The sequence below is a fragment of the Variovorax sp. GW821-FHT09D04 genome, assembly GCF_059416405.1.
Genome location: NZ_JBWKPA010000003.1, coordinates 107,874 through 132,217, shown reverse-complemented (window position 1 = coordinate 132,217; position 24,344 = coordinate 107,874). Strand labels below are relative to the sequence as shown.

The window sequence follows — 24,344 nt, the reverse complement described above, 5'->3', positions numbered from 1 at the left end:
ATCGGCGACAGCGGCGGGTGCGTCAGAACGCTTCGAGCGCCAGCGCCGTGACGCTCTCGGCGCCTTCGACGATGCTGTCGCGGATTCCCGGCACCTTGTTCAGGATGTGCTCGGCGTAGAAGCGCGCGGTGGCAATCTTGGCCTGCATGAAGGCGACGTCCACGTTGTGCGAGGCCTGGTCCTGCGCCACGATCAGCGAGCGCGCGAGCTGCCAGCCGGCCACGAGGTTGCCCGCCAGCATCAGGTACGGCACGCTGCCCGAGAACACGGCGTTGGGCGAAGCCTTGGTCTGGCCGGCGACGAAGTCGACCACGTCGATGAAGGCCAGGCGCGCAGCGGTCAGGCGCTTCAGGACGGCTGCGGCTGCAGCGCTGTCGCTCTTGGCGAGTTCGGCTTCGGTCTTCTCGATCTGCGCGGCGATCGCCTTGGCGGTCTGGCCGCCGTCGCGCGCGGTCTTGCGGCCCACGAGGTCGTTGGCCTGGATCGCGGTGGTGCCTTCGTAGATCGTGAGGATCTTCGCGTCGCGGTAGTACTGCGCCGCGCCGGTCTCCTCGATGAAGCCCATGCCGCCGTGCACCTGCACGCCCAGCGAGGTCACTTCGAGGCTCATCTCGGTGCTGTAGCCCTTCACGAGCGGCACCATGAATTCGTAGAAGGCCTGGTTCTGCTTGCGCGCGTCGGCATCGGGATGATGGTGGGCGGCATCGTAGGCGGCGGCGGCCACCGAGGCCATCGCGCGGCAGCCTTCGGTATACGCGCGCATCGTCATCAGCATGCGCTTCACGTCCGGGTGGTGAATGATGGGTGCGCTGGCGTTGATGGAGCCATCGACCGGGCGGCTCTGCACGCGGTCCTTGGCGTAGGCCACGGCGTGCTGGTAGGCACGCTCGGCGATCGCGATGCCCTGCATGCCCACGGCGTAGCGGGCCGAGTTCATCATGATGAACATGTACTCGAGGCCGCGGTTTTCCTGGCCCACGAGGTAGCCGATGGCGCCGCCGTGGTCGCCGTACTGCAGCACGGCGGTCGGCGAGGCCTTGATGCCCATCTTGTGCTCGATGCTCACGCAGTGCACGTCGTTGCGCGCGCCCAGCGAACCGTCGGCGTTGACCATGAACTTCGGCACCACGAACAGGCTGATGCCCTTCACGCCTTCGGGCGCGCCGGTCACGCGGGCCAGCACGAGGTGCACGATGTTCTCGGCCATGTCGTGCTCACCGTAGGTGATGAAGATCTTGGTGCCGAACACCTTGTAGGTGCCGTCGGGCTGCGGCTCGGCGCGGCTGCGCACCATGGCCAGGTCGCTGCCGGCCTGCGGCTCGGTGAGGTTCATCGTGCCGGTCCACTGGCCGCTCACGAGCTTCTCGAGGTACACGGCCTTGAGCTCGTCGGAGCCGGCGGTGAGCAGCGCCTCGATGGCGCCGTCGCTCAGCAGCGGGCACAGCGCGAAGCTCATGTTGGCCGAGTTGAGCATTTCGCCGCAGGCCGCGCCGATGGTCTTGGGCAGGCCCTGGCCGCCGAAGTCCGCCGGATGCTGAAGGCCCTGCCAGCCGCCCGACACGTACTGCGCGAAGGCGTCCTTGAAGCCCTTGCTGGTGGTGACTTCGCCGTCCTTGAACGACGACGGGTTGCGGTCGCCTTCGACGTTCAGCGGCGCCACCACGTCCTGGTTGAAGCGCGCGCACTCTTCGAGCACGGCCTGTGCGGTTTCGAGGCCGGCGTCTTCGAAGCCGGGCAGCTTGGCGATCTCGCCGATGTTGGCCAGGTGTTCGATGTCGAACAGCATGTCCTTGAGGGGGGCGGTGTAGCTCATGTCTTCTCTCCAGGGGCCGCGGTGGGGGGCGGCAGATGTAAAAAAGGCATCGCGAACGATGCCTTCTGGCTCAATGCGTTGAAGCGATCAGAGCGCCTTCACGAGTTCCGGCACGGCCGTGAACAGGTCGGCCACGAGGCCGTAGTCGGCCACCGAGAAGATCGGCGCTTCTTCGTCCTTGTTGATCGCGACGATGACCTTCGAGTCCTTCATGCCGGCCAAGTGCTGGATCGCGCCCGAGATGCCCGCGGCGATGTACAGCTGCGGCGCGACGATCTTGCCGGTCTGGCCCACTTGCCAGTCGTTCGGGGCGTAGCCCGCGTCCACTGCGGCGCGGCTGGCGCCCAGGCCGGCGTTGAGCTTGTCGGCCAGCGGCGTCATCACTTCGTTGAACTTCTCGGCGCTGCCCAGGGCACGGCCACCGGAGACGATGATCTTGGCGGCGGTCAATTCAGGGCGGTCGCTCTTGGTGACTTCACGGCCCACGAAGGCGCTCTTGCCGCTGTCGGCCACGCCTTCAGCGGTTTCAACGGTGGCGCTGCCACCGGTGGCAGCGGCTGCATCGAAGCCGGTCGTGCGAACCGTGATCACCTTGGTGGCGTCGGTGCTCTGCACGGTGGCGATGGCGTTGCCGGCGTAGATCGGGCGCTCGAAGGTGTCGGGGCTCTCGACCTTGGTGATGTCGCTGATCTGCGCCACGTCGAGCTTGGCAGCCACGCGCGGTGCGACGTTCTTGCCGTTGGCGGTCGAGGGGAACAGGATGTGGCTGTAGTTGCCGGCGATCGCGAGCACTTGCGCTGCGACGTTCTCGGCGAGGTTCTCGGCCAGCGATGCGCTGTCGGCAGCGATCACCTTGGACACGCCGGCGATCTGCGCGGCAGCCTTGGCGGCCTCTGCGGCGTTGGCACCGGCCACGAGGATGTGGACGTCGCCACCGCAAGCCAGGGCTGCGGTCACGGTGTTGAGGGTGGCCGGCTTGATGCTGGCGTGGTCGTGTTCGGCAATGACGAGTGCGGTCATGTTCGTTTCTTCCTCAGATCACTTTGGCTTCGTTCTTGAGCTTGTCCACCAGGGTGGCAACGTCGGGCACCTTGATGCCGGCGCCACGCTTGGGCGGCTCGCTGACCTTGAGGGTCTTCAGGCGGGGCTTCACGTCCACGCCGAGGTCTTCGGGCTTGAAGGTGTCCAGCTGCTTCTTCTTGGCCTTCATGATGTTGGGCAGCGTCACGTAGCGCGGCTCGTTCAGGCGCAGGTCGGTCGTGATGACCGCGGGCAGCGTGAGCGTCAGGGTTTCCATGCCGCCGTCGACTTCGCGTGCGACGGTGACCTTGTCGGCTGCCAGGTCGACCTTCGAGGCGAAGGTGGCTTGGGGCAGGTCGGCCAGGGCCGCCAGCATCTGGCCCGTCTGGTTGGCGTCGTCGTCGATGGCTTGCTTGCCCAGGATGATCAGCTGGGGCTGTTCCTTGTCGACCAGCGCCTTGAGCAACTTGGCAACCGCGAGAGGTTGCAGCTCTTCGCTCGTCTCGACCAGGATGCCGCGATCGGCGCCGATGGCCATCGCGGTGCGCAGGGTTTCCTGGCACTTGGCATCGCCGCAGGAGACGGCGATCACTTCCGTGACCAGGCCCTTTTCCTTCAGCCGCACCGCTTCTTCGACAGCGATCTCGTCGAAGGGGTTCATGCTCATCTTGACGTTGGCAATGTCCACCCCGGTGCCGTCGCTCTTGACGCGCACCTTCACGTTGTAATCGACGACCCGTTTGACAGGCACAAGAACCTTCATTGACTTGACTCCATTGGATTGCAAAAAGGGGGGCTTCGAGAGCAGCCGGCCATTTTAGGACGCCGGCCTTGGCTGCCTCTCCATTCTTCTTGTCGGCCTCAAGGGCTGAAAAAAGAACGATCGTGCTTTTCCGTGATTATAAAACAGCGGGAGGCGCTGCGGCCACTCCCGCCGGCAAAGATTCCACTCGCAGCACCCGCTGCGGATAGGGAATGTCAATGCGGGCGGCGCGCAGCCCTTCGAGGATGGCGATGTTGATGGCCGAGCGCACGTTGTCCTTGCCCTTGTCAGGGTCGGCGACCCAGAAGTTCAGGCTGAACTCCAGGCCGTCGGGCGCGAAGGTGACGAGGTAGGCGATGGGCGCCGGGTCGGTCATGACGCGCGGCTGGGCCTTGGCGGCGTCGCACAGGATGCCCTGCACCTGCGCCACGTCGCTCTCGTAGCCGACCACGATGTTGGTCGTGATGTTGAACTTGCGGTCGGCCAGCGACAGGTTCTCGACCCGGCCGGTGATGAGCGATTCATTCGGCACGATGGCCTCGCGCCCGTTGCCCGCGCGAATGAGCGTGTAGCGGGTCTTGATGTCGGTGATGCGGCCTTCGAAGGTGTCGACCTTCACGTTGTCGCCGATGCGGATCGAGCGCTCCAGCAGGATCACGAAGCCGCTCACGTAGTTGGCCGCCAGCTTCTGCAGGCCGAAGCCCAGGCCCACACCGAGCGCGCCGCCCAGCACCGACAGCGCCGTGAGGTCGACCCCCACCGCCGACAGCGCGAACAAGAGGCCGATCAGCAGCAGGAAGGCGCGCACCGCGTTCGACGCCACCTTGCGCATCGACAGGTCGCTCACGGCCTCGCGCAGGATGCGCTTTTCGATGGTGCTGGAGATCCACAGCGCGATCATCAGCACCAGCCCCGCCGACAGCGCGCCCTGGATGATGGTCTGCAGGCTCACGCGGGTCTTGCCGAAGGCCAGCGTGATGTCGTCCAGTTCGGCCAGCACCGGCGGCAGCAGCCCGACGATCCACAGCACGGCGGCGATCCAGGCCAGCCACGAGATGGTGCGCTCGATCAGCCGCACCAGGCTGGAGGTCGGGAACACGGCCCGCAGCACCCGCGCGAACAGCCGGATGACCGCCAGCGACAGGAACACCGGCACGGCAATGCGCAGCACCAGCACCACGGGCAGCACATCGAGCGCCACGCGGCGCGCAATGCCGGTGAGCACCAGCGCGAGCAGCGGGAACAGCAGGCCGTCGAAGGTGCGCTCGCCGAACCAGATCGAATCCTTGGGCTGGTCGCGCCCGAACCATTTGCATACCGCCCATGCCACGCCCACGCAGGCCACGAGCACGGCCAGTTCGATGCCCAGGCCGTGCGCATCGACCTGCCGCAGGCGCTGGAGGAAGTCGTCGAAATTGAAATTCATCGATGAAAGAAACAGGGCGCCCCACGGGCGCCAACCGGGTTACAGGTCCGCCAGCACGCGGATGTGCGCTTCCACGCTGCGCGCCAGGGCGTCCAGGTGGTAGCCGCCTTCGAGCAGCGAGACGATGCGCCCGCGCGCATGGCGCTTGGCGACATCGCGCACGCGGCCGGTGATCCAGGCGAAGTCGTTTTCGTTGAGGCCGAGCTGGCCCAGCTCGTCCTCGCGGTGGGCGTCGAAACCGGCGCTGATGAACACCATCTGCGGCTTGAAGGCCTCGAGCCGCGGCATCCAGATCGCCTCGACCAGCTCGCGCACGTCCATGCCCTTGGTGTAGGCCGGGATCGGCAGGTTCAGCATGTTCGACGCCGGGTGCTCGGTGCCGCTGTACGGATAGAACGGATGCTGGAAGAACCCGACCATCAGCACACGCGGATCGTTCGACAAAATGTTCTCGGTGCCGTTGCCGTGGTGCACGTCGAAATCGACGATGGCCACGCGGTCCAGCCCGTGCACCTCGAGCGCGTGCCGCGCGGCAATGGCCACGTTGTTGAAGAAGCAGAAGCCCATGGCCTGCTCGCGGCAGGCATGGTGGCCCGGCGGGCGCACGGGGCAGAAGGCGTTCTCGATCTCGCCGGCCATCACGGCATCGGTGGCCGCCACGGCGGCACCCGCGGCGCGGCGCGCGGCCAGCAGGGTGAAGCGGGTCAGTACGGTGTCGGGGTCGACCTGCGCATGGTCGGGGCCGCCGGCGGGCGCGTCGGCCACGAGGCGCTGCTGCAACTCCTCGAGGTGTTCGACATGCGCGTGGCTGTGGGCCCGGGTGATCTGTTCCAGCGTGGCCAGGGGCACCTCGCCCCGCGCCAGCGCGTCGCCGACGCCGGTCAACAGCAGCCGGTCTTCGATGGCATCCAGCCGCTCGGGGCATTCGGGATGCCCGTTGCCCATGTCGTGCTTCCAGAAGTCGCGATGCGTGAAGTAGCCTGTCTTGCCCATCTCTCGCCGTGTCTCGTGTCGTCGCGTCTAGACCTCACGCAGCATGGGGCCGCAAGGTCTTACGGTATCGTTTGCATATGGATACAAATATGGACGTTGCTGCGAAGCTAGCCACTTTGCTGAGTCAGCTTAACACGGTGATTGTTGGCAAAGAGGCCCAGGTGCGCGACTGCGTGGCCTGTCTGCTGGCGGGCGGGCACCTGCTGATCGAGGACGTGCCGGGGGTCGGCAAGACCACCCTGGCCCATGCGCTCTCGCACACCTTCGGCCTGCAGTTCTCGCGCGTGCAGTTCACGGCCGACCTGATGCCGGGCGACCTGTCGGGCGTGGCGATCTACGACCGGGGCCAGCAGGCCTTCGTGTTCCACCCCGGGCCGATCTTCGCGCAGGTGCTGCTGGCCGACGAGATCAACCGCGCCAGCCCCAAGACCCAGAGCGCGCTGCTCGAGGCGATGGAAGAAAAGCAGGTCACGGTCGAGGGCGAGACCCGCCCCCTGCCCTCGCCCTTCTTCGTGATCGCCACGCAGAACCCGCAGGACCAGCTCGGCACCTTCGCGCTGCCCGAATCGCAGCTCGACCGCTTCCTGATGCGCATCTCGCTGGGCTACCCCGACCGCGCGGCCGAGCGCCAGCTGCTGGCCGGCGCCGACCGCCGCGAGATGCTCGCCGGCCTGCCCGCCCTGCTGACCGCCGGCGAACTCACCGCCCTGCAGCAGCGGGTGCAGCAGGTGCATGCGGCCGAGCCGCTGCTGAACTACCTGCAGGACCTGATCGCCGCGACCCGCTCGGGCCGCTGGTTTTTGCAGGGCCTGTCGCCGCGCGCGGGCATCGCCGTGCTGCGCGCCGCCAAGGCGCAGGCGCTGCTGGCCAACCGGAACTACGTGGCGCCCGACGACGTGCAGGCCGTGCTGCCGCAGACCATCGCGCACCGCCTCACGCCCGTGGGCGACGCGGGCCGCGGCGCCGTCGAACAGGTGCGCGCCATGATCGCCGCGGTGCCGCTGCCGTGAACCCTGTCGGCGTCCTGCGCTCGCGCATCGACGGCTGGTTCCTCTCGCGCCGGGCCCCGTCGGACACGCTCGAGCTCACCCAGCGCAACGTCTACATCGTGCCCACGCGCGCGGGCTGGACGCTGGCGGCCACGCTGCTGGTGCTGCTGGTCGCGTCGATCAACTACCAGCTCAACCTGGGCTACCTGCTGACCTTCCTGCTTGCGGGCAGCGTCGCGGTGGGCATGCACGTGTGCCACGCCACGCTGCGCGGGCTGGCGCTGCGCATGGTGCCGCCCGAGGCGCAGTTCGCGGGCGCCGCCGCGGTGCTGCGCGTGGTGCTGCACAACGAACGGCGCAGCGTGCGCTACGGCATCGGCATGGCGGTACGCGGCAGCGGCCAGTGGGCCTGGACCGACGTGCCCGCCCAAGGCACGGCCACGGTGGAGATCGCCTTCCAGCCCGAGCGGCGCGGCCTGCACCCGGTGCCGCCACTGACCGCCGAGACGCGCTTTCCGCTCGGCACCTTCCGCGTCTGGACGGTCTGGCGCCCGGCCGCGCAGCTGCTCGTGTACCCGACGCCCGAAGCCCATCCGCCGCCGCTGCCGGCGGGCGAGCCGCTCTCGGGGCCCGCCGCCGCGTCGGCCGCGGTGCGGGCGCAGAACGCCGGCGAATACGACGGCGTGCGCGCCTACCGGCGCGGCGACCCGCTCAAGCTCGTGGTCTGGAAGAAGGCCGCCCGCGCGCAGGCCAACGGCTCCGAAGACCTGGTGAGCCGCGACACGCAGCACACGCAGCGCGAAGAGCTCTGGCTCGACGCGCACGCCGCCGCGCTGCCTGACATCGAGGCCCGCCTGTCGCGCCTGTGCGCCTGGGTGCTGATGGCCGACCGGCTGGGCATGGACTATGGCGTGCGCGTCGTCGGCCGCACGGTGAAACCGTCGCAGGGCGAGGCGCACCGGCGCGCCTGCCTCGAGGCGCTGGCGCTGTGCGCATGAACGGGGTCGCCGCATGAACCGGGTCGTACGCGAACTCACCGCGCTGCCGAGGGACGCACGGGACACGCTGTTCCTGCTCTGCGTCATCGGCCTCATCCTGCTGCCGCAGGTGGACGAGCTGCCCTGGTGGTGCTCGGCCATCACCGCCATGGTGCTGCTGTGGCGCGCCTCGCTGGCGGTGCAGGCGCGCCCGCTGCCCAGCAAGTGGTGGCGCCTCGCGCTGCTGGCGCTGGCGCTGGCCGCCACCTACGCCACCCACCGCACGCTGCTGGGCCGCGACGCGGGCGTCACGCTGGTCGTGTGCCTGCTGGCGCTCAAGACGCTGGAGCTGCGCGCGCGGCGCGACGCCTTCGTGGTCTTCTTCCTGGGCTTCTTCGCGATGCTCACGAACTTCTTCTATTCGCAGTCGCTGCTCACCGCCTTCACCATGCTGCTGGCGCTGCTGGGCCTGCTGACGGCGCTGGTCAACGCCCACATGCCCGTGGGCCGGCCGCCGCTGATGCAGGCCGCGCGCATGGCCGGCTGGATGACACTGGCAGGCGCGCCGGTGATGCTCGCGCTGTTCCTGCTGTTCCCGCGCTTCGCGCCGCTGTGGGGCACGCCCGGCGACGCCATGGCCGGGCGCACCGGCCTGTCGAACACGATGCGGGTCGGCACCATCGCCGAGCTGGCGCTCGACGGGAGCATCGCCGCGCGCATCAAGTTCGACGACAACCGCGCGCCACCGCAGAGCCAGCTGTATTTCCGCGGCCCCGTGCTGGCGCAGTTCGACGGCCGCGAATGGACGGCACTGCCGACCTGGGCGCGCAGCGGGCAGTCGGTGTCGAACCTGCGCACGCGCGGCGAGTCGGTGCGCTACGAGGTCACGCTCGAGGCCAGCCAGCGCCCGTGGCTGCTCACGCTCGACGCCGCGCCACGTGCGCCCGAGGTGCCCGGCTACGAGGTCACCGGCACACCCGACCTGCAGTGGTTCGTGAACCGGCCGATCACCGACCTCGTGCGCTACCGCGCCGAGAGCCATCCACAGTTCCAGAGCGGCCCGATCGTGCGCACCGGCGGCCGGCTCCAGCCCTACCTGGTGCTGCCGCCCGGCAGCAACCCACGCACCGCTGCACTCGCCGCCCAGATGCGCGCCGACCCCACGCTGGCCGGCGCCGATGCCAACGCCTTCGTGCAGGCCGCCTTGCAACGCCTGCGCACCGGCGGCTACACCTACACGCTGGAGCCCGGCGTGTACGGCAACGAGACCGCCGACGAGTTCTGGTTCGATCGCAAGGAAGGCTTCTGCGAGCACATCGCCTCGGCCTTCGTGGTGCTGATGCGCAACCTGCAGATCCCGGCGCGCATCGTCACCGGCTACCAGGGCGGCGAGCTCAACAACGTCGACAACTACTGGGTGGTGCGCCAGAGCGACGCCCACGCCTGGGCCGAGGTGTGGCAAGAGGGCGCGGGCTGGGTGCGCGTCGACCCGACCGGCTCGGTCGCGCCGGGGCGCATCGGGCAGTTCCAGCGCCTCACGCCGCAGCCCGGCCTGCTGGCCGGCGCCATCGGCGTCATGAGCCCGACGCTGGTGCAGAACCTGCGCGCCGCCTGGGAGGCCGTGAACAACGGCTGGAACCAGTGGGTGCTCAACTACACGCAGAGCCGCCAGCTCGACCTGCTCAAGACCCTCGGCTTCAACGCCCCGAGCCTGGAAGACCTGGGCTACGTGCTGCTGTACCTGCTGGTGGCCGCGAGCCTGGCCGGCGCCGGCTGGACGCTGTGGGAGCGCAGCCGGCACGACCCGTGGCTGCGCCTGCTGGGCCGGGCCCGCGCGCGCCTGGCCAAGGCCGGCCTGCCGCTGCCCGAGACAGCGCCGCCGCGCCAGATGGCCCAGGCCGCCGACGCCCGCTTCGGGCCCGCCGCGCAGGCCGTGCGCGACTGGCTGCTGAAGCTCGAAGCCCAGCGCTACGCGCCCGCCGCGTCCGGCCCATCGGCCTCGCTCGCCGCGCTGCGCGTCGAGTTCCGCCGGCTGCCCTGGCCGCCCACGCCGCCGCGCGCCTGACGCGCGCCTGACGCGCGGCTGCAACCACATGTGTCCCCCGAAAGTGCGCATGCGCACGGGCGGCACAATCGTGCCCATGTCACACGCCTTCCCCACGCCCTTGCGCGCCGCAGTGGCCGCCACCGCCCTCCTCGCCGCCTGCGTCGCCTGGCCCACGGGCGCCCTGGCCCAGAAGCCCCAGGCCAATGGCCGCCCCACCGTCACGCCGGTGCGCGGCAGCACTCCGTACGCCACGCGCGACGACGCCATGGCGTTCGCCGACGACGTCGCCCAGCGCCGCAACCTCGACCGCGAATGGGTGCGCGCCACCATCGGCGCCGCGCGCTTCCTGCCCAACGTGCCGCGCCTGATGCTGCCGGGCCCGGTCGGCACGGTGAAGAACTGGCAGACCTACCGCAGCCGCTTCATCGACCCGGTGCGCATCGCGGCCGGCGTGCGCTTCTGGCGCGCCAACGCCGAGACGCTCGCGCGCGCCGAGGCCACCTACGGCGTGCCGCCGGAAATCATCGTCGGCATCGTCGGCGTCGAGACCATCTACGGCCGCAACATGGGCAACTTCCGCGTGATCGATGCGCTGGCCACGCTGTCCTTCGACTTCCCGCAGGGCCACCCGCGCGCGGCCGAGCGCATCGCCTTCTTCCGCGGCGAGCTCGAGAGCTTCCTGAGCACCGAAAGCCGCACCGCCGACGACCCGCTCACGCCCGTGGGCAGCTACGCCGGCGCCATGGGCATGCCGCAGTTCATGCCCAGCAGCATCGCCAAGTACGCGGTCGACTTCGACGGCGACGGCCGCATCGACCTCGTGAACAACCCGGTCGACGTGATCGGCTCGGTCGCAAGCTACTTCAAGGGCTTCGGCTGGACGCCGGGCATGCCGTCGATCTATCCGGTGCATTTCGAGGAAGCGCGCTTGAAGAAGGCGCTGCTGCTGGCACCCGACATCCTGCCGACCTTCAGCGCCGACAGCTTCGTGGCCGCGGGCGCCGTGCCCGAGGGCGAAGGCCTGAAGCACAAGGGCCTGCTGGCGCTCATCGAACTGCAGAACGGCCTCGACGCACCGCCGACCTACGTCGCCGGCACGCGCAACTTCTACGTGATCACGCGCTACAACTGGAGCAGCTACTACGCGATGTCGGTGCTCGACCTCGGCCAGGAGGTCAAGGCCGCGATGGAGCAGTGACCGCAATGACACCGCAGGCGCTGCACGCGAACTGGACCGCCGCCTGGCAAGCGCTGGGCGTGGCCGCGCCCGACGATGTGCTGCGGCAGCAACTGCAACGCCGCTACGGCGAGCCGCAGCGCCACTACCACACGATGCAGCACCTGGGCGAATGCCTCGCGTGGTTCGACCGGGAACAGGCGCTGGCCGAACGCCCCGGCGAAGTCGCGCTGGCGCTGTGGTTCCACGACGCGATCTACGACGTGCATGCGCACGACAACGAAGCCCGCAGCGCCGACTGGGCGCGGCAGGCGCTGCAGGCGGCCGGTGCGAGCGATGCGTCGGCCGACCGCGTCCACGCGCTCGTCATGGCCACGCGCCACGACGCCGTGCCCGAAGGCCGCGACGCCGAGCTGCTGATCGACATCGACCTGTCGATCCTCGGCGCCGAACGTGCGCGCTTCGACGAGTACGAGCGCCAGGTGCACGCGGAATACGGTTTCGTTCCCGAGGAGATTCGCCTGCCGCGCCGGCGCGCGATCCTCCAGCGCTTTCTCGATCGCTCCGCGATCTACGCCACGCCGCGCATGCACGCCCTGCTCGAAGCGCGGGCGCGCGAGAACCTTCAGCGTTCGATCGCCGCCTGATCGGTCGGCACCAGCCGCCACCATTCGGAGCGCGGCGGCACGTCGCCGAACGTCTCCTCCACCACGCCGAACAGCAGCCCGTCGCGCCCCGCGCCCAGCTGCGACAGCGCCAGCGGCCGCGCGAGATCGCGGCACAGCATGAAGCTCGCATCGCCCTGCCAGTCGAGGCTGCGGCCGACCTCGGCCAGCATCAGCGCGGGCTGGCCCTGCATGAAGGTGAAGGGCATCGGCAAGCCCGCGTCGAGCTGCGCCAGCCCCGCGCGCGTGGCCTCCCATGCGCCGCGCCGGCTGGTCACGCGCAGGCGCGCGCCCGCCGGCAGCGCGGCTTCGCCGGCCGCGTCGAGGCAGCGCAACGCGCCGTACATCGCCAGCTCGGTCCACAGGCCGACGCGGCGCGGCCGGCGGCCCAGGCGGGTCGCGAGCGCGTCGCGCCAGTCGTCGGGCGGCGGATGCGCCACGACGTGCGCGACAGTGCGCCAAGTCGGTGTGGTCATGCGGCGTTGCAATCCTTGAGCACCAGCGACGCATGCCCGCCGCCGAAGCCCACCACGTTGAGCAGGATGTGGCGCAGCCGCGCCGGCGGCCCGTCGCTCAGCGCGATGCCCAGCGTCTCGTCCAGCGCGTAGCCGACCGACGGCCAGGCGCCGCCTTCGATGCAGCCGACCAGCAGGGCCAGCTCCGCCGCCCCGGCCGCGCCGAGCGTGTGGCCGATCGCCGACTTGAGCGACACCAGCGGCGGCAGCGGCGCGAACACCTCCCGCAGCGCCTCGACCTCGATCGCGTCGTTGACCGGACTGCCGGCGGCCTGCACCTTGATGAGGTCGATGTCCGTGGGCTGCAGGCCGCTGCGCGCCAGCGTGTCGCGGCACATCGCGCGCACCGCGCTCGCCTCGGTGCCCGAGGGGTTGCGGCCGTCCACCACGTTGGCGCCGCCCAGCAGCGCCCAGCGGGCAGGTTGCGACCCGAGCCGCAGCGCCGCCACCGCTTCGCCGAGCACCAGCCCCTGGCGCCCCGCGCCGAAAGGCCGCGCGCTGTCGGGCGCCAGCAGCTGCATCGCGCCGAAGCCGGCCACGGTGAAGCGGTTGTCGAGTTCGGCTCCGATCACCAAGGCCTCGCGGGCCTCGCCCGCGCGCACCATGTCGGCCGCCGCCAGCATCGCGTTGAGCGCCGAGGTGCAGGCGGTCGAGACGGTGAAGACCGGGCCTTGCCAGTCGAGCGCGGCGGCGGCGATGTCGGCAAAATCCTGCAGGTCACCGCTGAGCCGCGCGTCGTGCTGTGCGTGTTCCATGGCCCCGATGTCGAGCGACGACGAGGCCACGAACAGCGGCCCCTGCCGGTCCAGCCCGTCGCCGGTCTGCGCGACCACGCGGCGCACCGTGTGCTGCACGCGCTGCGCCCAGTCGCCGGGCGGCACCGCCAGCGTGTAGACCGGCCACTGCAGGCCCTCGGCCACCGTCACCGGCGTGGGCGGCACGCCGCCGCGCCGCAGCGCCGCGAGCGCGGACGGCAGATCGTCGCCGAGCACACAGGCCAGGCCCATGCCGGCCAGGTACACCGGACTCATGCCTTGCCCGCTTGCACCAGGTGTTCCGCCAGGTGCGCGATCGACGTCATGGCGCGGCGCGTGTCCTTGCTGTCGGGCATGCGCAGGCCGAAGTGCTGCTGGATCGCCATCGACACCTGCAGCGCGTCGAGCGAGTCGAGGTCCAGGCGCGCCTCGGGGCCGAACAGCGGCTCGTCGTCGCCGAGGCCGCCGGGCGGCGCGTCTTTTTCGACAGCCTCGAGCACGAGGGCCTTGAGGCGGGCGATGAATTCAGGAGAAGAAACGGTGCTCGTCACGGTGCGCGCCTGCGAAACAGAAAGACAGCCACGAAAAACATGAGGGCCGCGAACGCCACCAGCCGGCCGACCTGCGGCAGCACCTCGGCCACGCCGCCGCCGCGCAGCAGCACGGTGAGCAACGCTTCGAGCCCCCAGTTCATGGGAGAGATTTCGACCATGCGCTGCATGAAGCCCGGCATGACGAACTTGGGCACCATGATGCCGCCCGCCGCCGCCATCAGCACATTCACCATCGGCCCGAGCGTGGCGGCCTGCGCATGGCTCTTCACGAGGCAGGCCACCGCCAGCGACAGGCTCACCGCCGCCAGGCTCACGGCCGCCAGCGACAGCAGCAGGCCGCCCCAGTGGATGCCCGCGAGCGAGAGCGCGTCGCCGCCGATCAGCGGCATGAACCAGATGCCCGCCGCCAGCATCAGCAGCGCCTGCAGCGCGTTCACACCGAGGTAGGGCAAGGCCTTGGAGGCCAGCAGCATGGAACGCGACACGCCCAGGCTCTGCAGCCGGCCGAGCGCGCCCGAGCCGCGCTCCTGCACGAACAGGCTGGACAGCGAGGCCACCACGAAGAACATGCCGAACACCAGCCAGGCCGGCACGTTCTGCTGCACCGACGTGGGCCGCGGGCCGGCGGTGGCAAAGCGCTCGGCCTGCACCATCGCCTGGATGGACGCATCGGGCGCGGGGCTGGCCGTGCCGGGCACCGCCAGCGCGAGCCGCGCCTTGAGTTCGCCCGAGGCGCCGATGAGTTCGGCGCGCAGCGCGTTGAACAGGTTGGCGTCGATGCCGGGTTCGGCCAGCAGGCGGATGTGAGCGCGCGTGGAGAGCGCGGCCGATTCCAGCTCGTCCGACAGGCCCGGCTCCAACACGATCACGTACTTGAGCGTGCCGCTGCGCAGCCGCGCCTGCCAGTCGGCGCCCAGCGGTTGCGGCGCGCCGTGGCTGCGCTGCCAGATCTGCAGCAGCCATTTGGCGGGCGTGCCGCTGTCGCGCGCATCAACCGCGTAGCTCAGCTCGGCCAGCGGCGGGCGGTAGATGTCCTTCAACGTGAGCGACATCAGCACGATGAACACCATCGGCATCACGAACAGCACGGCCAGCCCGTGCATGTCGCGCACGAGGGCCAGCAGTTCCTTCTTGATGAGCGCAAAGAGCATGGCGTTCGGTCAGTCGCGCAGCGAACGGTGCGTGAGCGCCATGAAGAGCTGCTCGAGGTCGTGCCGGCCGAACTCGGCCTGGCGCACCTCGATGCCTTCGGCTTCGAGCGCGGCCAGCACGGGGCCGGGGCCGGTGCCCGCGTTCAGGTGGATGCGCCAGTGCGCCGCGCCCTGCTCCACCGTGCCGAAGCGCGAGAGCCTCTGTGCGTCGAGCCCGTCGGCGGCCAGGGTCAGCAGCATGGCGCTTTGCGACAGCAGCGCGTCGAGCGGGCCTTCGCGCAGCACGTGGCCCTGGTCGAGGATGGCCACGCGGTCGGCGATGGCCTCGATCTCTTCCATGTAGTGCGAGGCGTAGATCACTGCCGCGCCCGCCTGCGCCAGGCTCTTGATCGCATCGAGGATGAAGGCGCGCGACTGCGGATCGACGCCCACCGTCGGCTCGTCGAACAGCATCAGCTCGGGTTCGGGCAGCAAGGCGATCGCGAGGTTGAGCCGGCGCTTGAGGCCGCCCGAGAGCCGTTCGGCACGCACGCCCGCGAACTGTTCGAGCTGCGCGAACTGCGTGCAGGTGTCGATGCGCGCCTTCTTGCGCGCACCCGAGAGACCGCCGGCCGCGGCGAAGCAGGCCAGGTTCTCGGCCACGGTGAGCATCGGGTAGAAGGCCTGGTCCTGCGGCGCCACGGCGATGCGCGTGGGCGCCTTGGCGCGCACCTGCTGCAGCGGCTGGCCGTCAATGCGGATGTCGCCCGACTGCACCGCGAGCGCGCCCGACAGGTGCGAGATCAGCGTGGTCTTGCCGGCGCCGTTCGGGCCCAGCAAACCCAGCACGCAACCGCGCGGCACGGCGAGCGACACGTCGGCCAGCGCGGCCTTGTCAGCGTGCGGGTAGCGGTAGCCGAGCTGGTGAAGCTCGAGCATCAGGCGACGGCGGCCTTGAGGTCGCGGAAGAAGGTTTCCTCTTGCTGCGCCTGCTCGCGCAGCTTGCCCGCCAGCGCCACCGGATCGACGGGCTCGCGCCCTTTCACCATGCGCGCCGCCTTGAGCGCGAACGCGCGCCAGCCGTCGCCGATGGCGATCAGGCGTTCGGACATCTGCGTGAGCTGCGGCTTGTCGAGCAGCTGCGCCGCCTCCTGCAGGAAGCCCGCGTAGATGAAGCGAAAGCCCGCCCCGCCCGTGCCGATTTCTTCCTGCATGCGCACCAGGTGGCCGATGAAGTCGACGCTGCGCGGATCGCTGGGCGACAGCTTCTGCATGCGCTTGGCCAGCGTGCGCATGCCGCGCACGCCGACGATGGGAATGGGCGCGAGCATGTTGCGCACGGTCTTGCGGATGGCCTGGGTCACCGAGGCGGCGTCGACCGCCTTGCGCTCGATGGCCTGCGGGTAGTACATGAGGCCCTTGGGCGCCAGCACGCCCTTGGCGAAACGGGCGCGCGACAGGTCTTCGCTCGCGCAGCGCACGGGCTCCTCGAACACCGGGTCGCTGATCAGGTAGTCGTCGCCGTCCTTGCCGTAGACCAGCAGGTTGTGCGCGTTGAAGTGAAAGCGCATGTTCGGCGGAAAGTACGGCAGCCAGTAGACCGAGGTCTGCAGGCCCACGAGCTGGCCGTCGGCCAGCAGCGCGTCGAGGCGCTGCTGCCCGGCCTGCGGGCTGCGGAAGGTCTCGAAGCGAAAGCGCGCGGCCATCGGCGCCAAAAGGCCCTTGATGATGGCCTTGGGCGGCATGCGGTACGAGATGAGCGGCAGGCCCGACAGCTTGATGAACGGCAGGTAGGCGAACGAGAGCGCCGACGACAACCCCAGCGCCATCGCCTCGCTCATCGGCGCGCCGTGGTGGCGCATGAGGCTGGAGATGACGCCGCTTTCGCAGTGCGCCGCCTGTTGGTGTTGGAAGTTCACGGCAGGCCTTGCAGGGTGGAAACGGGCAGCCCCAGCGCCTGGCCGTAGCGGGCGAGCTGGGCCGGCGACAGCGCGGCGAAATGGCGCGGCTGCAGGTGGCGGCGCACGCGCCATTGCCAGAAGCCGCTGGTCTGCGAGAGCAGCGCCACGTCCATGCGGCGCTCGTACATCCAGTACTCGAGCGGCGAGGCCAGCCCGGCCTTCACGCGCGCCTTGGCCTCCTGCGCCTGTTCGACCAGCACATCGACCGCGTGGCTGGTGACGATCTCTTCCGCCTCCCAGCCCTTCGAGGTGGTGGTGACGACGCGGCCCTGCGCGTCGCGGGCGTACATCAGCTTGGAATGGCCCGCGAGGGTCGCGTTGCCCTCCTGTGGCACGGCATCGAGGTCCATGGCTACACAGCCTCCAGGTAGATGAAGCCGCTCGAAAAGCGGCCGCTTTCGGGCACGAACATCAGGAGCTTCTGGCCGCGCTGGATGCGACCCGAGCGGAACAGCTCGTCGAGCATGATGTACGGCGAGGCCGAGCCCGTGTTGCCCTTGGTCGCGAGGTTGCTGAACCAGCGCTCGCGCGGAATCGGCAGGCCCAGCGCGGCCAGGCTTGCGGCCACGGGCTCGACGAAATAGTGCGACGACAGGTGCGGCAGGAACCAGTCGATGTCGTCGGTCTTCAGCCCGCGCCGTTCGATGATGGCGGCCAGCGGCTCGGCCAGCGTGGCGCGCACGATGTTGTCGTTGAGCAGGCGCACGTCCTGCTTGACGGCGAAGGTCGAGTCGCGCTGCCAGTCGGCCGGCGAGGTGCGGGCCCAGCCGTCGAGGCCGCCCTGTTCGTTCTTGTCGGCGCCGGCATACATGCACACCGGCAGCTCGTGCGCTGCCGACGACAGCTCGATCCACTCGACGCGCAGCGACAGCGGCCCGCGCGGCTCGCGCTCCAGCAGCACCGCGCCGGCGCCGTCGGACAGCATCCAGCGCAGGAAGTCTTTCTCGAAGGCGATCTCGGGGCGGGCTTCGAGCGCTTCGAGCTTGTGCTCGAGCTCGGCCTCGAAGTTGATGCCGCGCATCACGGCCGAGGCCAGCTCGGAGCCCGTGGCGACCGCGCGGCGGGCGTCACCCGCACGCACCGACAGCCACGCATGCTTGAGCGCCGCCGCGCCGGCCAGGCAGATGCCGGCGCAGGCCACCACCTCGAGCCGGGGCCAGCCCAGTTCGCCGTGCACCATCACCGCGTGGTTGGGCATGAGCTGGTCGGGCAGCGAGGTGCCGGTGGCCAGGCAGTCGACCGGGCCGATGTCGTCGCCGAGCGCGCGGATGGCCGCGGCGGTGAGCTGCGCGTTGGTCATGGCCAGCTGGCCGGTGGCGCGGTCGATGGCGTAGTGGCGCGACTGGATGCCGTTGCTGCGCAGGATGAGGCGTCGCGCACGCGACACCTTGCCGCCGATGCGGCCCAACACTTCTTCGATGTCTTCGTTGCTGACCGGAGAAAAAGGCAGGAAGGCAGCGGTGCGGGTCAGGAAAACATCAGTCGTCATAGAGAGGGAGCCGGTCCGTGGCAGAGCCCGACGGGCGCTCGAATTGAGCCGTCATTTTAGTCAGCCACCCTCGGAACAACGGCCGCAGCAGGGCCTGCAGCGTCAGGCTCACCGGCACGACGGTGACGATCAGTGCCAGCAGAAACAGCACGTACAGCAAGAGCAGCGGTTTGCGCACCGCCGCGCCCGGCCCGCCGGCCGCCATGATCAGCTTGCCCCACAGGTAGAAGCTGCGCGTGCCGGCCTTCTCGCTGATGAGCAGCCGCGCCTGGGCGCGCACCGCGCCCAGCCCGGCCAGCAAGGGCGCATCGCCCTGCTCGCGGCCTGCGTGCAATGCGTCGCGCAGGGCCCGGCCGAAGCGGCCGCAGCCGCGGATCTGTTCCTCGCTCAGACCCGCGTCGGGCATGCCCCAGAAGCCGCGCTTGCGGCCCCAGATGAGCCAGGCCGGCGTGGTGAAGAAGGTGGCGAGCGTGGGGCCCGGGTCGGTGAGCACCACGTTGTCGATCAGGCGCGCGCCGGTGGCGGCGAGCAGGCCCTTGAGCTTTTCATGGGCCAGCAGCCACATGTTGCGGCAGGCAATGACCGTGACCACGGGTTTTCCCTTGAGCAGCCGCGCCGCCACGGGGTGCTGCAGGAAGGCCACGACCGGCTGCGCGGGCGCCAGGAACCACACCTGGTACGGCAGGATGACGAGGTCGAAGTCTTCATCGCCCATGAGCGTCAGCGGCGCCAGCGGGCCCGGCTTCAGGTGGGCCGACTCGGGGAACGCGTCGAAGAAGGTCAGGAACGGCCAGGGAAAGGGAAAGCGCTGCAGCGGCCGCAGCGTTTCCACGCGCAGTTCGATGCCCGGGTCGGCGCGCAGTGGCGCGGCGATCTGCCCGGCCACGCGGTCGAGTTGCCCGGTCTGCGAGTACTGGATCAGCAGGACGCGTTTGACACGCGCGCTCGGGGTGGCAGGAGGGCTGGCGGTGGGGCTGGAAGAACTTGGATTCACTGGCGGGCCGTGGCGGGGGCCGTCGAATGTAAGCGAACCTTTTCAAAGGTGCATCTGCCATAGGTCATGGCGTCGCGTGAATCCGACGAACCAGGGCGCCAGAAAGCGAAAAAGGGCCGCACCTCGCGGCGCGGCCCTTGTTTGCAATTGCTGCTGGCGAAGCGCCGGTCAGCGCACCTTGCCGGCCTTCCAGGCGCTCAGCAGCTTGTTGTAGTCGATGGTCTCGCCCTTGGGCTTCTCGTTGGCCAGCTTCTTCCACGGGGCGTGCTGGTCGCTGAGCCACTTGTTCGGGTCGCCCTTGGCGTTGAGCTTGGGCGCGCAGTGGGCCATGCCGGCGCGTTGCAGGCGGCCCATCACGTTGTCCATCTCGTCGGCCAGGTTGTCCATGGCCTTCTGCGGGGTCTTCTCGCCCGTGACGGCCTCGGCCACGTTCTTCCACCACAGCTGCGCCAGCTTGGGGTAGTCGGGCACGTTGGTGCCGGTGGGCGTCCATGCCACGCGGGCCGGGCTGCGGTAGAACTCGACCAGGCCGCCCAGCTTGGGCGCCATGTCGGTCATGGCCTTGCTCTGGATGTCCGATTCGCGGATCGGGGTCAGGCCCACGATGGTCTTCTTGAGCGAGACGCTCTTGGAGGTCACGAACTGGGCGTAGAGCCAGGCGGCGGCGGTCTTGTTGGCGTCATGGCCGTTGAAGAACGACCACGAACCCACGTCCTGGTAGCCGTTCTGCATGCCCTGCTTCCAGTACGGGCCGTTCGGGCCGGGCGCCATGCGCCACTTGGGCGTGCCGTCCTCATTCACCACGGGCAGGCCCTTCTTGGTCATGTCGGCCGTGAAGGCCGTGTACCAGAAGATCTGCTGGGCGATCTGGCCCTGCGCGGGCACCGGGCCGGCTTCGCCGAAGGTCATGCCCATGGCTTCCTTGGGCGCGTACTTCTTCATCCAGTCGATGTACTTGGTGAGCGCGTACACGGCGGCCGGCGAGTTGGTCGCACCGCCGCGCGACACGGCCGCGCCCACGGGCGTGCACTTGTCGTCGGCCACGCGGATGCCCCACTCGTCGATCGGCATGCCGTTGGGGGTGCCGATGTCGGCGGTGCCGGCCATCGAGAGCCACGCATCGGTGAAGCGCCAGCCCAGCGACGGGTCCTTCTTGCCGTAGTCCATGTGGCCGTAGATCGGCTTGCCGTCGATGGTCTTCACGTCGACGCTGAAGAACTCGGCGATGTCCTCGTAGGCGCTCCAGTTCAGCGGCACGCCCAGGTCGTAGCCGTACTTGGCCTTGAACTTGTCCTTCAGGTCCTTGCGATCGAACAGGTCGGCGCGGAACCAGTACAGGTTGGCGAACTGCTGGTCGGGCAGCTGGTAGAGCTTGCCGTCGGGCGCGGTGGTGAACTTGGTACCGATGAAGTCCTTGAGGTCGAGCCCGGGGTTGGTGTACTCCTTGCCCGCACCGGCCATGTAGTCGGTGAGGTTCATCATCTTGCCGTAGCGGTAGTGCGTGCCGATGAGGTCGGAGTCGGAAATCCAGCCGTCGTAGATCGACTTGCCCGACTGCATCGAGGTCTGCAGCTTCTCGACCACGTCGCCTTCCTGGATCAGGTCGTGCTTGACCTTGATGCCGGTGATTTCCTCGAAGGCCTTGGCCAGCGTCTTCGATTCGTATTCATGCGTGGTGATGGTCTCCGACACCACCGAGATTTCCTTGACGCCCTTGGCCTGCAGCTTCTTGGCCGCGTCGATGAACCACTTCATCTCGGCCGCCTGCTGGTCCTTGCTCAGGGTCGACGGCTGGAACTCGCTGTCGATCCATTTCTTGGCTTCGGGCTCTGCGGCCCATGCGCCGTGCGCGGCGACCATCGCCGCCGCCATTGCCAATGCCGTGTAGCGCATCTTCATGAATGTGTCTCCTCGGTTGTGCTTCCCCGGTTTTTTCATCGCGGCTCCGGGGAGGCGGAGAGCCGGACGCGTTGACGAAATCGGTGGGCTAACCTTTGCGCATCACGAGCGCGAGCACGAACATCGACAGCACGAAGCCGATCCAGATCGAGGGCTCGGCCTCCAGGCTCAGCCACTCCTGCACCTTGCCGGCCAGGCCGACGAAGATCAGGTTGACGTAGGCCGCGGACAGCAGGCCGATGAAGAGCCGATCGCCGCGCGTAGTGGCAATAGGCAGCCAGCCACGGCGCATCGTGGTGGGCGACTTGAATTCCCACACGGTCATGCCGACCAGCATGAGCGCGATGCAGCTGAAGAAAACGGCCACCGGGGTGGTCCAGACCATCCAGTCGAACATCTTTCGACCTCCTTAAACGCGGCCCATCGCGAAACCCTTCGCGATGTAGTGACGCACAAACCAGATCACGATCGCGCCGGGCACGATGGTGAGCACGCCGGCCGCGGCCAGCGTCGCCCAGTCCATGCCCGAGGCGCTCACCGTGCGCGTCATCGTCGCCACGATGGGCTTGGCGTTCACGCTGGTGAGCGTGCGCGCCAGCAGCAGCTCGACCCAGCTGAACATGAAGCAGAAGAACGCCGCCACGCCCACGCCGGCCTTGATGAGCGGCAGGAAGATGGTGAGGAAGAAGCGCGGGAACGAGTAGCCGTCGATGTACGCCGTTTCGTCGATCTCGCGCGGAATGCCGCTCATGAAGCCTTCCAGAATCCACACCGCCAGCGGCACGTTGAACAGCAGGTGCGCCAGCGCCACGCCCAGGTGCGTGTCCATGAGGCCGACGGTGCTGTACAGCTGGAAGAACGGCAACAGGAACACCGCGGGCGGCGTCATGCGGTTCGTCAGCAGCCAGAAGAACACGTGCTTGTCGCCGAGGAACGAATAGCGCGAGAACGCGTAGGCCGCCGGCAGCGCCACGGTGAGCGAGATCACCGTGTTGATCGCCACGTAGATCAGGCTGTTGATGTAGCCCGAGTACCACGACTCGTCGGTGAAGATGCGCGCGTAGTTGGCCCAGGTGAGCTGCTGCGGGAAGAACGAGAAGCTCGACAGGATTTCCTCGTTCGTCTTGAAGCTCATGTTGACCATCCAGTAGATGGGCAGCAGCGCGAACAGGATGTACAGCAGCAGGAAGATGCTGCGCTTGTGGAATCGCTTTTCGTTCATTGTTCTTTCTCCACTTCTTGCGTACCCACGCGCTGCATCCAGTTGTAGAGCACGAAGCAGAACAACAGAATGATCAGGAAATAGATCAGCGAGAACGCAGCCGCCGGCCCGAGGTCGAACTGCCCCACGGCCTTCTGCGTGAGGTACTGGCTCAGGAAGGTCGTCGCGTTGCCCGGCCCGCCGCCCGTCAGCACGAAGGGCTCGGTGTAGATCATGAAGCTGTCCATGAAGCGCAGCAGCACCGCGATCATCAGCACGCCGCGCATCTTGGGCAGCTGGATGTAGCGGAACACCGCGAACTTGCTGGCGCCGTCGATGCGCGCGGCCTGGTAGTAGGCGTCAGGAATCGAGCGCAGGCCCGCATAGCAGAGCAAGGCCACCAGCGGCGTCCAGTGCCACACATCCATCACCAGCACCGTGAGCCACGCGTCGGTCGCGCTGCCCGTGTAGTTGTATTCGATGCCCATGACCTGCAGCGCGTGGCCCAGCAGGCCAATGTCGGCGCGGCCGTAGATCTGCCAGATGGTGCCCACCACGTTCCATGGAATGAGCAGCGACAACGCCACCACCACCAGCACCGCCGACGACTTCCAGCCCGTGGCCGGCATCGACAGCGCGAGTGCGATGCCCAGCGGAATCTCCACCAGCAGCACCGACAGCGAGAAGCCCAGCTGGCGCCACAGCGCCTGGTGCAGCTCGTCGTCACGCATCACGGCGGCGAACCATTCGGTGCCGACGAACACGCGCCGGTCGGGCGAAATGATGTCCTGCACCGAGTAGTTGACCACCGTCATCAGCGGCACGATGGCCGAGAAGGCCACGCAGATCAGCACCGGCAGCACGAGCCACCACGCCTTCTGGTTGATCGGCTTGTTCGTCGGGTTCATGCGACCAGTTCCTCGTCCTTGTAGTAGCAGGTGTGGGTGTCGAGCACCCGCAGCCACACCGTGTCGCCCACCGAGGGCGGCTGTTCGTCCGAATGCATGCGCACCTTGACCACGCCGCCGTCGACCTCGGCGCTGAGCATCGCGTGCGTGCCGACGTCCTGCACCTGCTTCACCACCGCCGGCACGGCGCCGGCGGCACCCGCGTTCGACAGTCGCAGGTACTCGGGCCGGATGCCGATCTTGAGCGCGCCGGGCGGCAGCTCGCGCGTGGGCACCAGCGGCGTGCCCGCCACCTCGAGCGCACCGTTGGCGCTGTGGGCCGACAAAAAGTTCATGCCCGGCGAGCCGATGAAATGGCCGACGAAGGTGTGGGCCGGCCGCTCGAACAGCGCCTCGGCGCTGCCCACCTGCACGGCCTTGCCGCGCGTCATGACCACCACCTCTTCGGCGAAGGTCAGCGCCTCGACCTGGTCGTGCGTCACGTAGATCAGCGTGAGCTTGAGCTCGCGGTGGATCTGCTTGAGCTTGCGGCGCAGCTGCCACTTCAGGTGCGGGTCGATCACGGTGAGCGGTTCGTCGAACAGCACCGCCGACACGTCGCTGCGCACCAGGCCGCGGCCCAGCGAGATCTTCTGCTTGGCATCGGCCGCGAGGCCCGCGGCGCGCTGGTTGAGCTGGCCGCTCATGTCGAGCATTTCGGCGATCTCGCCGACGCGCTTCTTGATCTGGTCTTCGGGCACCTTGCGGTTGCGCAGCGGGAACGCCAGGTTCTCGGCGACGGTCATGGTGTCGTAGATCACCGGGAACTGGAACACCTGCGCGATGTTGCGTTCCTGCGGCGTGGCGCGCGTCATGTCGCGGCCGTCGAAGCTCACGCTGCCCTGCGACGGCACGAGCAGGCCCGAGATGATGTTGAGCATGGTCGTCTTGCCGCAGCCCGAGGGGCCGAGCAAGGCGTACGCGCCGCCGTCGCGAAAGCTCATCTTCAGCGGGAGCAGCGCGTAGTCGCTGTCCTGCGTGGGGTTGGCGCGGTAGGCGTGGGCCAGGTCGAGATCGATGCGTGCCATC

Annotated in this window: 24 protein-coding genes; 5 read left to right on the top strand and 19 right to left on the bottom strand. The window is 68.7% G+C overall.

Translation table 11 applies throughout. The annotated features are described in order from the left end of the window. Positions 1-22 precede the first annotated feature (22 nt). From AC07O4_RS10975 to AC07O4_RS10955, 5 genes are all read right to left on the bottom strand, one after another. Positions 23-1,813: an acyl-CoA dehydrogenase gene (locus AC07O4_RS10975; RefSeq protein WP_495304531.1), complete on the bottom strand. Its 1,791-nt coding sequence runs from the start codon at positions 1,811-1,813 to the stop codon at positions 23-25. Positions 1,814-1,900: 87 nt separating this feature from the next. Beyond that, the gene (locus AC07O4_RS10970) at positions 1,901-2,833 is read right to left on the bottom strand and encodes an electron transfer flavoprotein subunit alpha/FixB family protein (protein WP_070059451.1); all 933 of its coding nucleotides are present in this window, start codon (positions 2,831-2,833) and stop codon (positions 1,901-1,903) included. 13 nt (positions 2,834-2,846) lie between these two features. After that, positions 2,847-3,596 carry an electron transfer flavoprotein subunit beta/FixA family protein gene (locus AC07O4_RS10965; protein WP_354345839.1) on the bottom strand — a complete coding sequence of 250 codons (750 nt, stop codon included), beginning with the start codon at positions 3,594-3,596 and terminating at the stop codon, positions 2,847-2,849. A 136-nt stretch (positions 3,597-3,732) separates the two neighbouring features. Continuing rightward, positions 3,733-5,022, bottom strand: coding sequence for a mechanosensitive ion channel family protein (locus tag AC07O4_RS10960; RefSeq protein WP_487849147.1), 1,290 nt, complete (start codon positions 5,020-5,022; stop codon positions 3,733-3,735). A 39-nt stretch (positions 5,023-5,061) separates the two neighbouring features. Further along, entirely contained in the window at positions 5,062-6,015 is a 954-nt protein-coding gene (locus tag AC07O4_RS10955) for a histone deacetylase family protein (protein ID WP_062482261.1), read from the bottom strand. An 89-nt stretch (positions 6,016-6,104) separates the two neighbouring features. Here AC07O4_RS10955 and AC07O4_RS10950 point away from each other — a divergent pair, with 89 nt between their 5' ends. The 5 genes from AC07O4_RS10950 (at position 6,105) to AC07O4_RS10930 (ending at position 11,852) form a co-directional block, all read left to right on the top strand. Continuing rightward, positions 6,105-7,025 (top strand): AAA family ATPase, encoded by a 921-nt coding sequence (locus AC07O4_RS10950; protein ID WP_495272966.1) that lies wholly within the window; start codon positions 6,105-6,107, stop codon positions 7,023-7,025. Next, the gene (locus AC07O4_RS10945; RefSeq protein WP_495304530.1) at positions 7,022-8,002 is read left to right on the top strand and encodes a DUF58 domain-containing protein; all 981 of its coding nucleotides are present in this window, start codon (positions 7,022-7,024) and stop codon (positions 8,000-8,002) included. Before AC07O4_RS10950 ends, AC07O4_RS10945 begins: the two co-directional genes overlap by 4 nt. A gap of 13 nt (positions 8,003-8,015) precedes the next feature. Then, entirely contained in the window at positions 8,016-10,046 is a 2,031-nt protein-coding gene (locus tag AC07O4_RS10940; protein ID WP_495304529.1) for a transglutaminase TgpA family protein, read from the top strand. 76 nt (positions 10,047-10,122) lie between these two features. Then, the gene (gene mltB / locus AC07O4_RS10935; protein WP_495304528.1) at positions 10,123-11,226 is read left to right on the top strand and encodes a lytic murein transglycosylase B; all 1,104 of its coding nucleotides are present in this window, start codon (positions 10,123-10,125) and stop codon (positions 11,224-11,226) included. 5 nt (positions 11,227-11,231) lie between these two features. Then, a complete protein-coding gene (locus AC07O4_RS10930; protein ID WP_495304898.1) occupies positions 11,232-11,852 on the top strand; it encodes an HD domain-containing protein in 621 nt (206 codons plus the stop codon). Here AC07O4_RS10930 and AC07O4_RS10925 read toward each other — a convergent pair. The 14 genes from AC07O4_RS10925 to AC07O4_RS10860 all read right to left on the bottom strand — a co-directional run bounded on the left by AC07O4_RS10925 (position 11,831) and on the right by AC07O4_RS10860 (position 24,343). Continuing rightward, a complete protein-coding gene (locus AC07O4_RS10925; protein ID WP_495304527.1) occupies positions 11,831-12,346 on the bottom strand; it encodes a hypothetical protein in 516 nt (171 codons plus the stop codon). The genes AC07O4_RS10930 and AC07O4_RS10925 overlap by 22 nt on opposite strands. Then, positions 12,343-13,416 (bottom strand): beta-ketoacyl synthase N-terminal-like domain-containing protein, encoded by a 1,074-nt coding sequence (locus tag AC07O4_RS10920; RefSeq protein WP_495304526.1) that lies wholly within the window; start codon positions 13,414-13,416, stop codon positions 12,343-12,345. The genes AC07O4_RS10925 and AC07O4_RS10920 overlap by 4 nt, the downstream gene beginning before the upstream one ends. Next, entirely contained in the window at positions 13,413-13,691 is a 279-nt protein-coding gene (locus AC07O4_RS10915; RefSeq protein WP_139706326.1) for an acyl carrier protein, read from the bottom strand. The genes AC07O4_RS10920 and AC07O4_RS10915 overlap by 4 nt, the downstream gene beginning before the upstream one ends. After that, on the bottom strand, positions 13,688-14,845 hold the full coding sequence (locus tag AC07O4_RS10910; RefSeq protein ID WP_495304525.1) for an ABC transporter permease: 1,158 nt from the start codon (positions 14,843-14,845) through the stop codon (positions 13,688-13,690). The genes AC07O4_RS10915 and AC07O4_RS10910 overlap by 4 nt, the downstream gene beginning before the upstream one ends. A 9-nt stretch (positions 14,846-14,854) precedes the next feature. Then, on the bottom strand, positions 14,855-15,763 hold the full coding sequence (locus tag AC07O4_RS10905) for an ABC transporter ATP-binding protein (protein WP_495304524.1): 909 nt from the start codon (positions 15,761-15,763) through the stop codon (positions 14,855-14,857). Then, on the bottom strand, positions 15,763-16,743 hold the full coding sequence (gene darH, locus AC07O4_RS10900; RefSeq protein ID WP_062476720.1) for a BtrH-related acyltransferase DarH: 981 nt from the start codon (positions 16,741-16,743) through the stop codon (positions 15,763-15,765). The genes AC07O4_RS10905 and darH overlap by 1 nt, the downstream gene beginning before the upstream one ends. Beyond that, positions 16,740-17,135 carry a DarG family dialkylresorcinol biosynthesis protein gene (locus tag AC07O4_RS10895; protein WP_062476723.1) on the bottom strand — a complete coding sequence of 132 codons (396 nt, stop codon included), beginning with the start codon at positions 17,133-17,135 and terminating at the stop codon, positions 16,740-16,742. The genes darH and AC07O4_RS10895 overlap by 4 nt, the downstream gene beginning before the upstream one ends. A gap of 2 nt (positions 17,136-17,137) precedes the next feature. Beyond that, on the bottom strand, positions 17,138-18,274 hold the full coding sequence (locus AC07O4_RS10890; RefSeq protein ID WP_495304523.1) for a beta-ketoacyl-ACP synthase III: 1,137 nt from the start codon (positions 18,272-18,274) through the stop codon (positions 17,138-17,140). Beyond that, positions 18,264-19,268, bottom strand: coding sequence for a dialkylresorcinol condensing enzyme (locus AC07O4_RS10885; RefSeq protein WP_495264531.1), 1,005 nt, complete (start codon positions 19,266-19,268; stop codon positions 18,264-18,266). The genes AC07O4_RS10890 and AC07O4_RS10885 overlap by 11 nt, the downstream gene beginning before the upstream one ends. Positions 19,269-19,436: 168 nt before the next feature. Next, positions 19,437-21,167 carry an ABC transporter substrate-binding protein gene (locus AC07O4_RS10880; protein ID WP_070059465.1) on the bottom strand — a complete coding sequence of 577 codons (1,731 nt, stop codon included), beginning with the start codon at positions 21,165-21,167 and terminating at the stop codon, positions 19,437-19,439. A gap of 88 nt (positions 21,168-21,255) precedes the next feature. Beyond that, positions 21,256-21,564 (bottom strand): DUF2160 domain-containing protein, encoded by a 309-nt coding sequence (locus tag AC07O4_RS10875; RefSeq protein ID WP_062476731.1) that lies wholly within the window; start codon positions 21,562-21,564, stop codon positions 21,256-21,258. 12 nt (positions 21,565-21,576) lie between these two features. After that, a complete protein-coding gene (locus tag AC07O4_RS10870; RefSeq protein WP_062476734.1) occupies positions 21,577-22,389 on the bottom strand; it encodes a carbohydrate ABC transporter permease in 813 nt (270 codons plus the stop codon). Next, a complete protein-coding gene (locus tag AC07O4_RS10865) occupies positions 22,386-23,276 on the bottom strand; it encodes a carbohydrate ABC transporter permease (RefSeq protein ID WP_062476737.1) in 891 nt (296 codons plus the stop codon). The genes AC07O4_RS10870 and AC07O4_RS10865 overlap by 4 nt, the downstream gene beginning before the upstream one ends. Further along, complete coding sequence (locus AC07O4_RS10860; RefSeq protein WP_062476739.1) at positions 23,273-24,343, bottom strand: ABC transporter ATP-binding protein; 1,071 nt, start codon at positions 24,341-24,343, stop codon at positions 23,273-23,275. Before AC07O4_RS10860 ends, AC07O4_RS10865 begins: the two co-directional genes overlap by 4 nt. Position 24,344: the final 1 nt, after the last annotated feature.

What these genes read in the sequence shown, in the direction of transcription:
- AC07O4_RS10925 (WP_495304527.1), bottom strand. Translation starts at nt 12,346, where the DNA reads ATGACCACACCGACTTGGCGCACTGTCGCGCACGTCGTGGCGCATCCG.
- AC07O4_RS10960 (WP_487849147.1), bottom strand. Translation starts at nt 5,022, where the DNA reads ATGAATTTCAATTTCGACGACTTCCTCCAGCGCCTGCGGCAGGTCGAT.
- AC07O4_RS10965 (WP_354345839.1), bottom strand. Translation starts at nt 3,596, where the DNA reads ATGAAGGTTCTTGTGCCTGTCAAACGGGTCGTCGATTACAACGTGAAG.
- AC07O4_RS10875 (WP_062476731.1), bottom strand. Translation starts at nt 21,564, where the DNA reads ATGTTCGACTGGATGGTCTGGACCACCCCGGTGGCCGTTTTCTTCAGC.
- AC07O4_RS10920 (WP_495304526.1), bottom strand. Translation starts at nt 13,416, where the DNA reads ATGAGTCCGGTGTACCTGGCCGGCATGGGCCTGGCCTGTGTGCTCGGC.
- AC07O4_RS10895 (WP_062476723.1), bottom strand. Translation starts at nt 17,135, where the DNA reads ATGGACCTCGATGCCGTGCCACAGGAGGGCAACGCGACCCTCGCGGGC.
- AC07O4_RS10880 (WP_070059465.1), bottom strand. Translation starts at nt 21,167, where the DNA reads ATGAAGATGCGCTACACGGCATTGGCAATGGCGGCGGCGATGGTCGCC.
- AC07O4_RS10975 (WP_495304531.1), bottom strand. Translation starts at nt 1,813, where the DNA reads ATGAGCTACACCGCCCCCCTCAAGGACATGCTGTTCGACATCGAACAC.
- AC07O4_RS10940 (WP_495304529.1), top strand. Translation starts at nt 8,016, where the DNA reads ATGAACCGGGTCGTACGCGAACTCACCGCGCTGCCGAGGGACGCACGG.
- AC07O4_RS10955 (WP_062482261.1), bottom strand. Translation starts at nt 6,015, where the DNA reads ATGGGCAAGACAGGCTACTTCACGCATCGCGACTTCTGGAAGCACGAC.
- AC07O4_RS10970 (WP_070059451.1), bottom strand. Translation starts at nt 2,833, where the DNA reads ATGACCGCACTCGTCATTGCCGAACACGACCACGCCAGCATCAAGCCG.
- AC07O4_RS10890 (WP_495304523.1), bottom strand. Translation starts at nt 18,274, where the DNA reads ATGACGACTGATGTTTTCCTGACCCGCACCGCTGCCTTCCTGCCTTTT.
- AC07O4_RS10905 (WP_495304524.1), bottom strand. Translation starts at nt 15,763, where the DNA reads ATGCTCGAGCTTCACCAGCTCGGCTACCGCTACCCGCACGCTGACAAG.
- AC07O4_RS10865 (WP_062476737.1), bottom strand. Translation starts at nt 23,276, where the DNA reads ATGAACCCGACGAACAAGCCGATCAACCAGAAGGCGTGGTGGCTCGTG.
- AC07O4_RS10950 (WP_495272966.1), top strand. Translation starts at nt 6,105, where the DNA reads ATGGACGTTGCTGCGAAGCTAGCCACTTTGCTGAGTCAGCTTAACACG.
- AC07O4_RS10870 (WP_062476734.1), bottom strand. Translation starts at nt 22,389, where the DNA reads ATGAACGAAAAGCGATTCCACAAGCGCAGCATCTTCCTGCTGCTGTAC.
- mltB (WP_495304528.1), top strand. Translation starts at nt 10,123, where the DNA reads ATGTCACACGCCTTCCCCACGCCCTTGCGCGCCGCAGTGGCCGCCACC.
- AC07O4_RS10910 (WP_495304525.1), bottom strand. Translation starts at nt 14,845, where the DNA reads ATGCTCTTTGCGCTCATCAAGAAGGAACTGCTGGCCCTCGTGCGCGAC.
- AC07O4_RS10930 (WP_495304898.1), top strand. Translation starts at nt 11,232, where the DNA reads ATGACACCGCAGGCGCTGCACGCGAACTGGACCGCCGCCTGGCAAGCG.
- AC07O4_RS10860 (WP_062476739.1), bottom strand. Translation starts at nt 24,343, where the DNA reads ATGGCACGCATCGATCTCGACCTGGCCCACGCCTACCGCGCCAACCCC.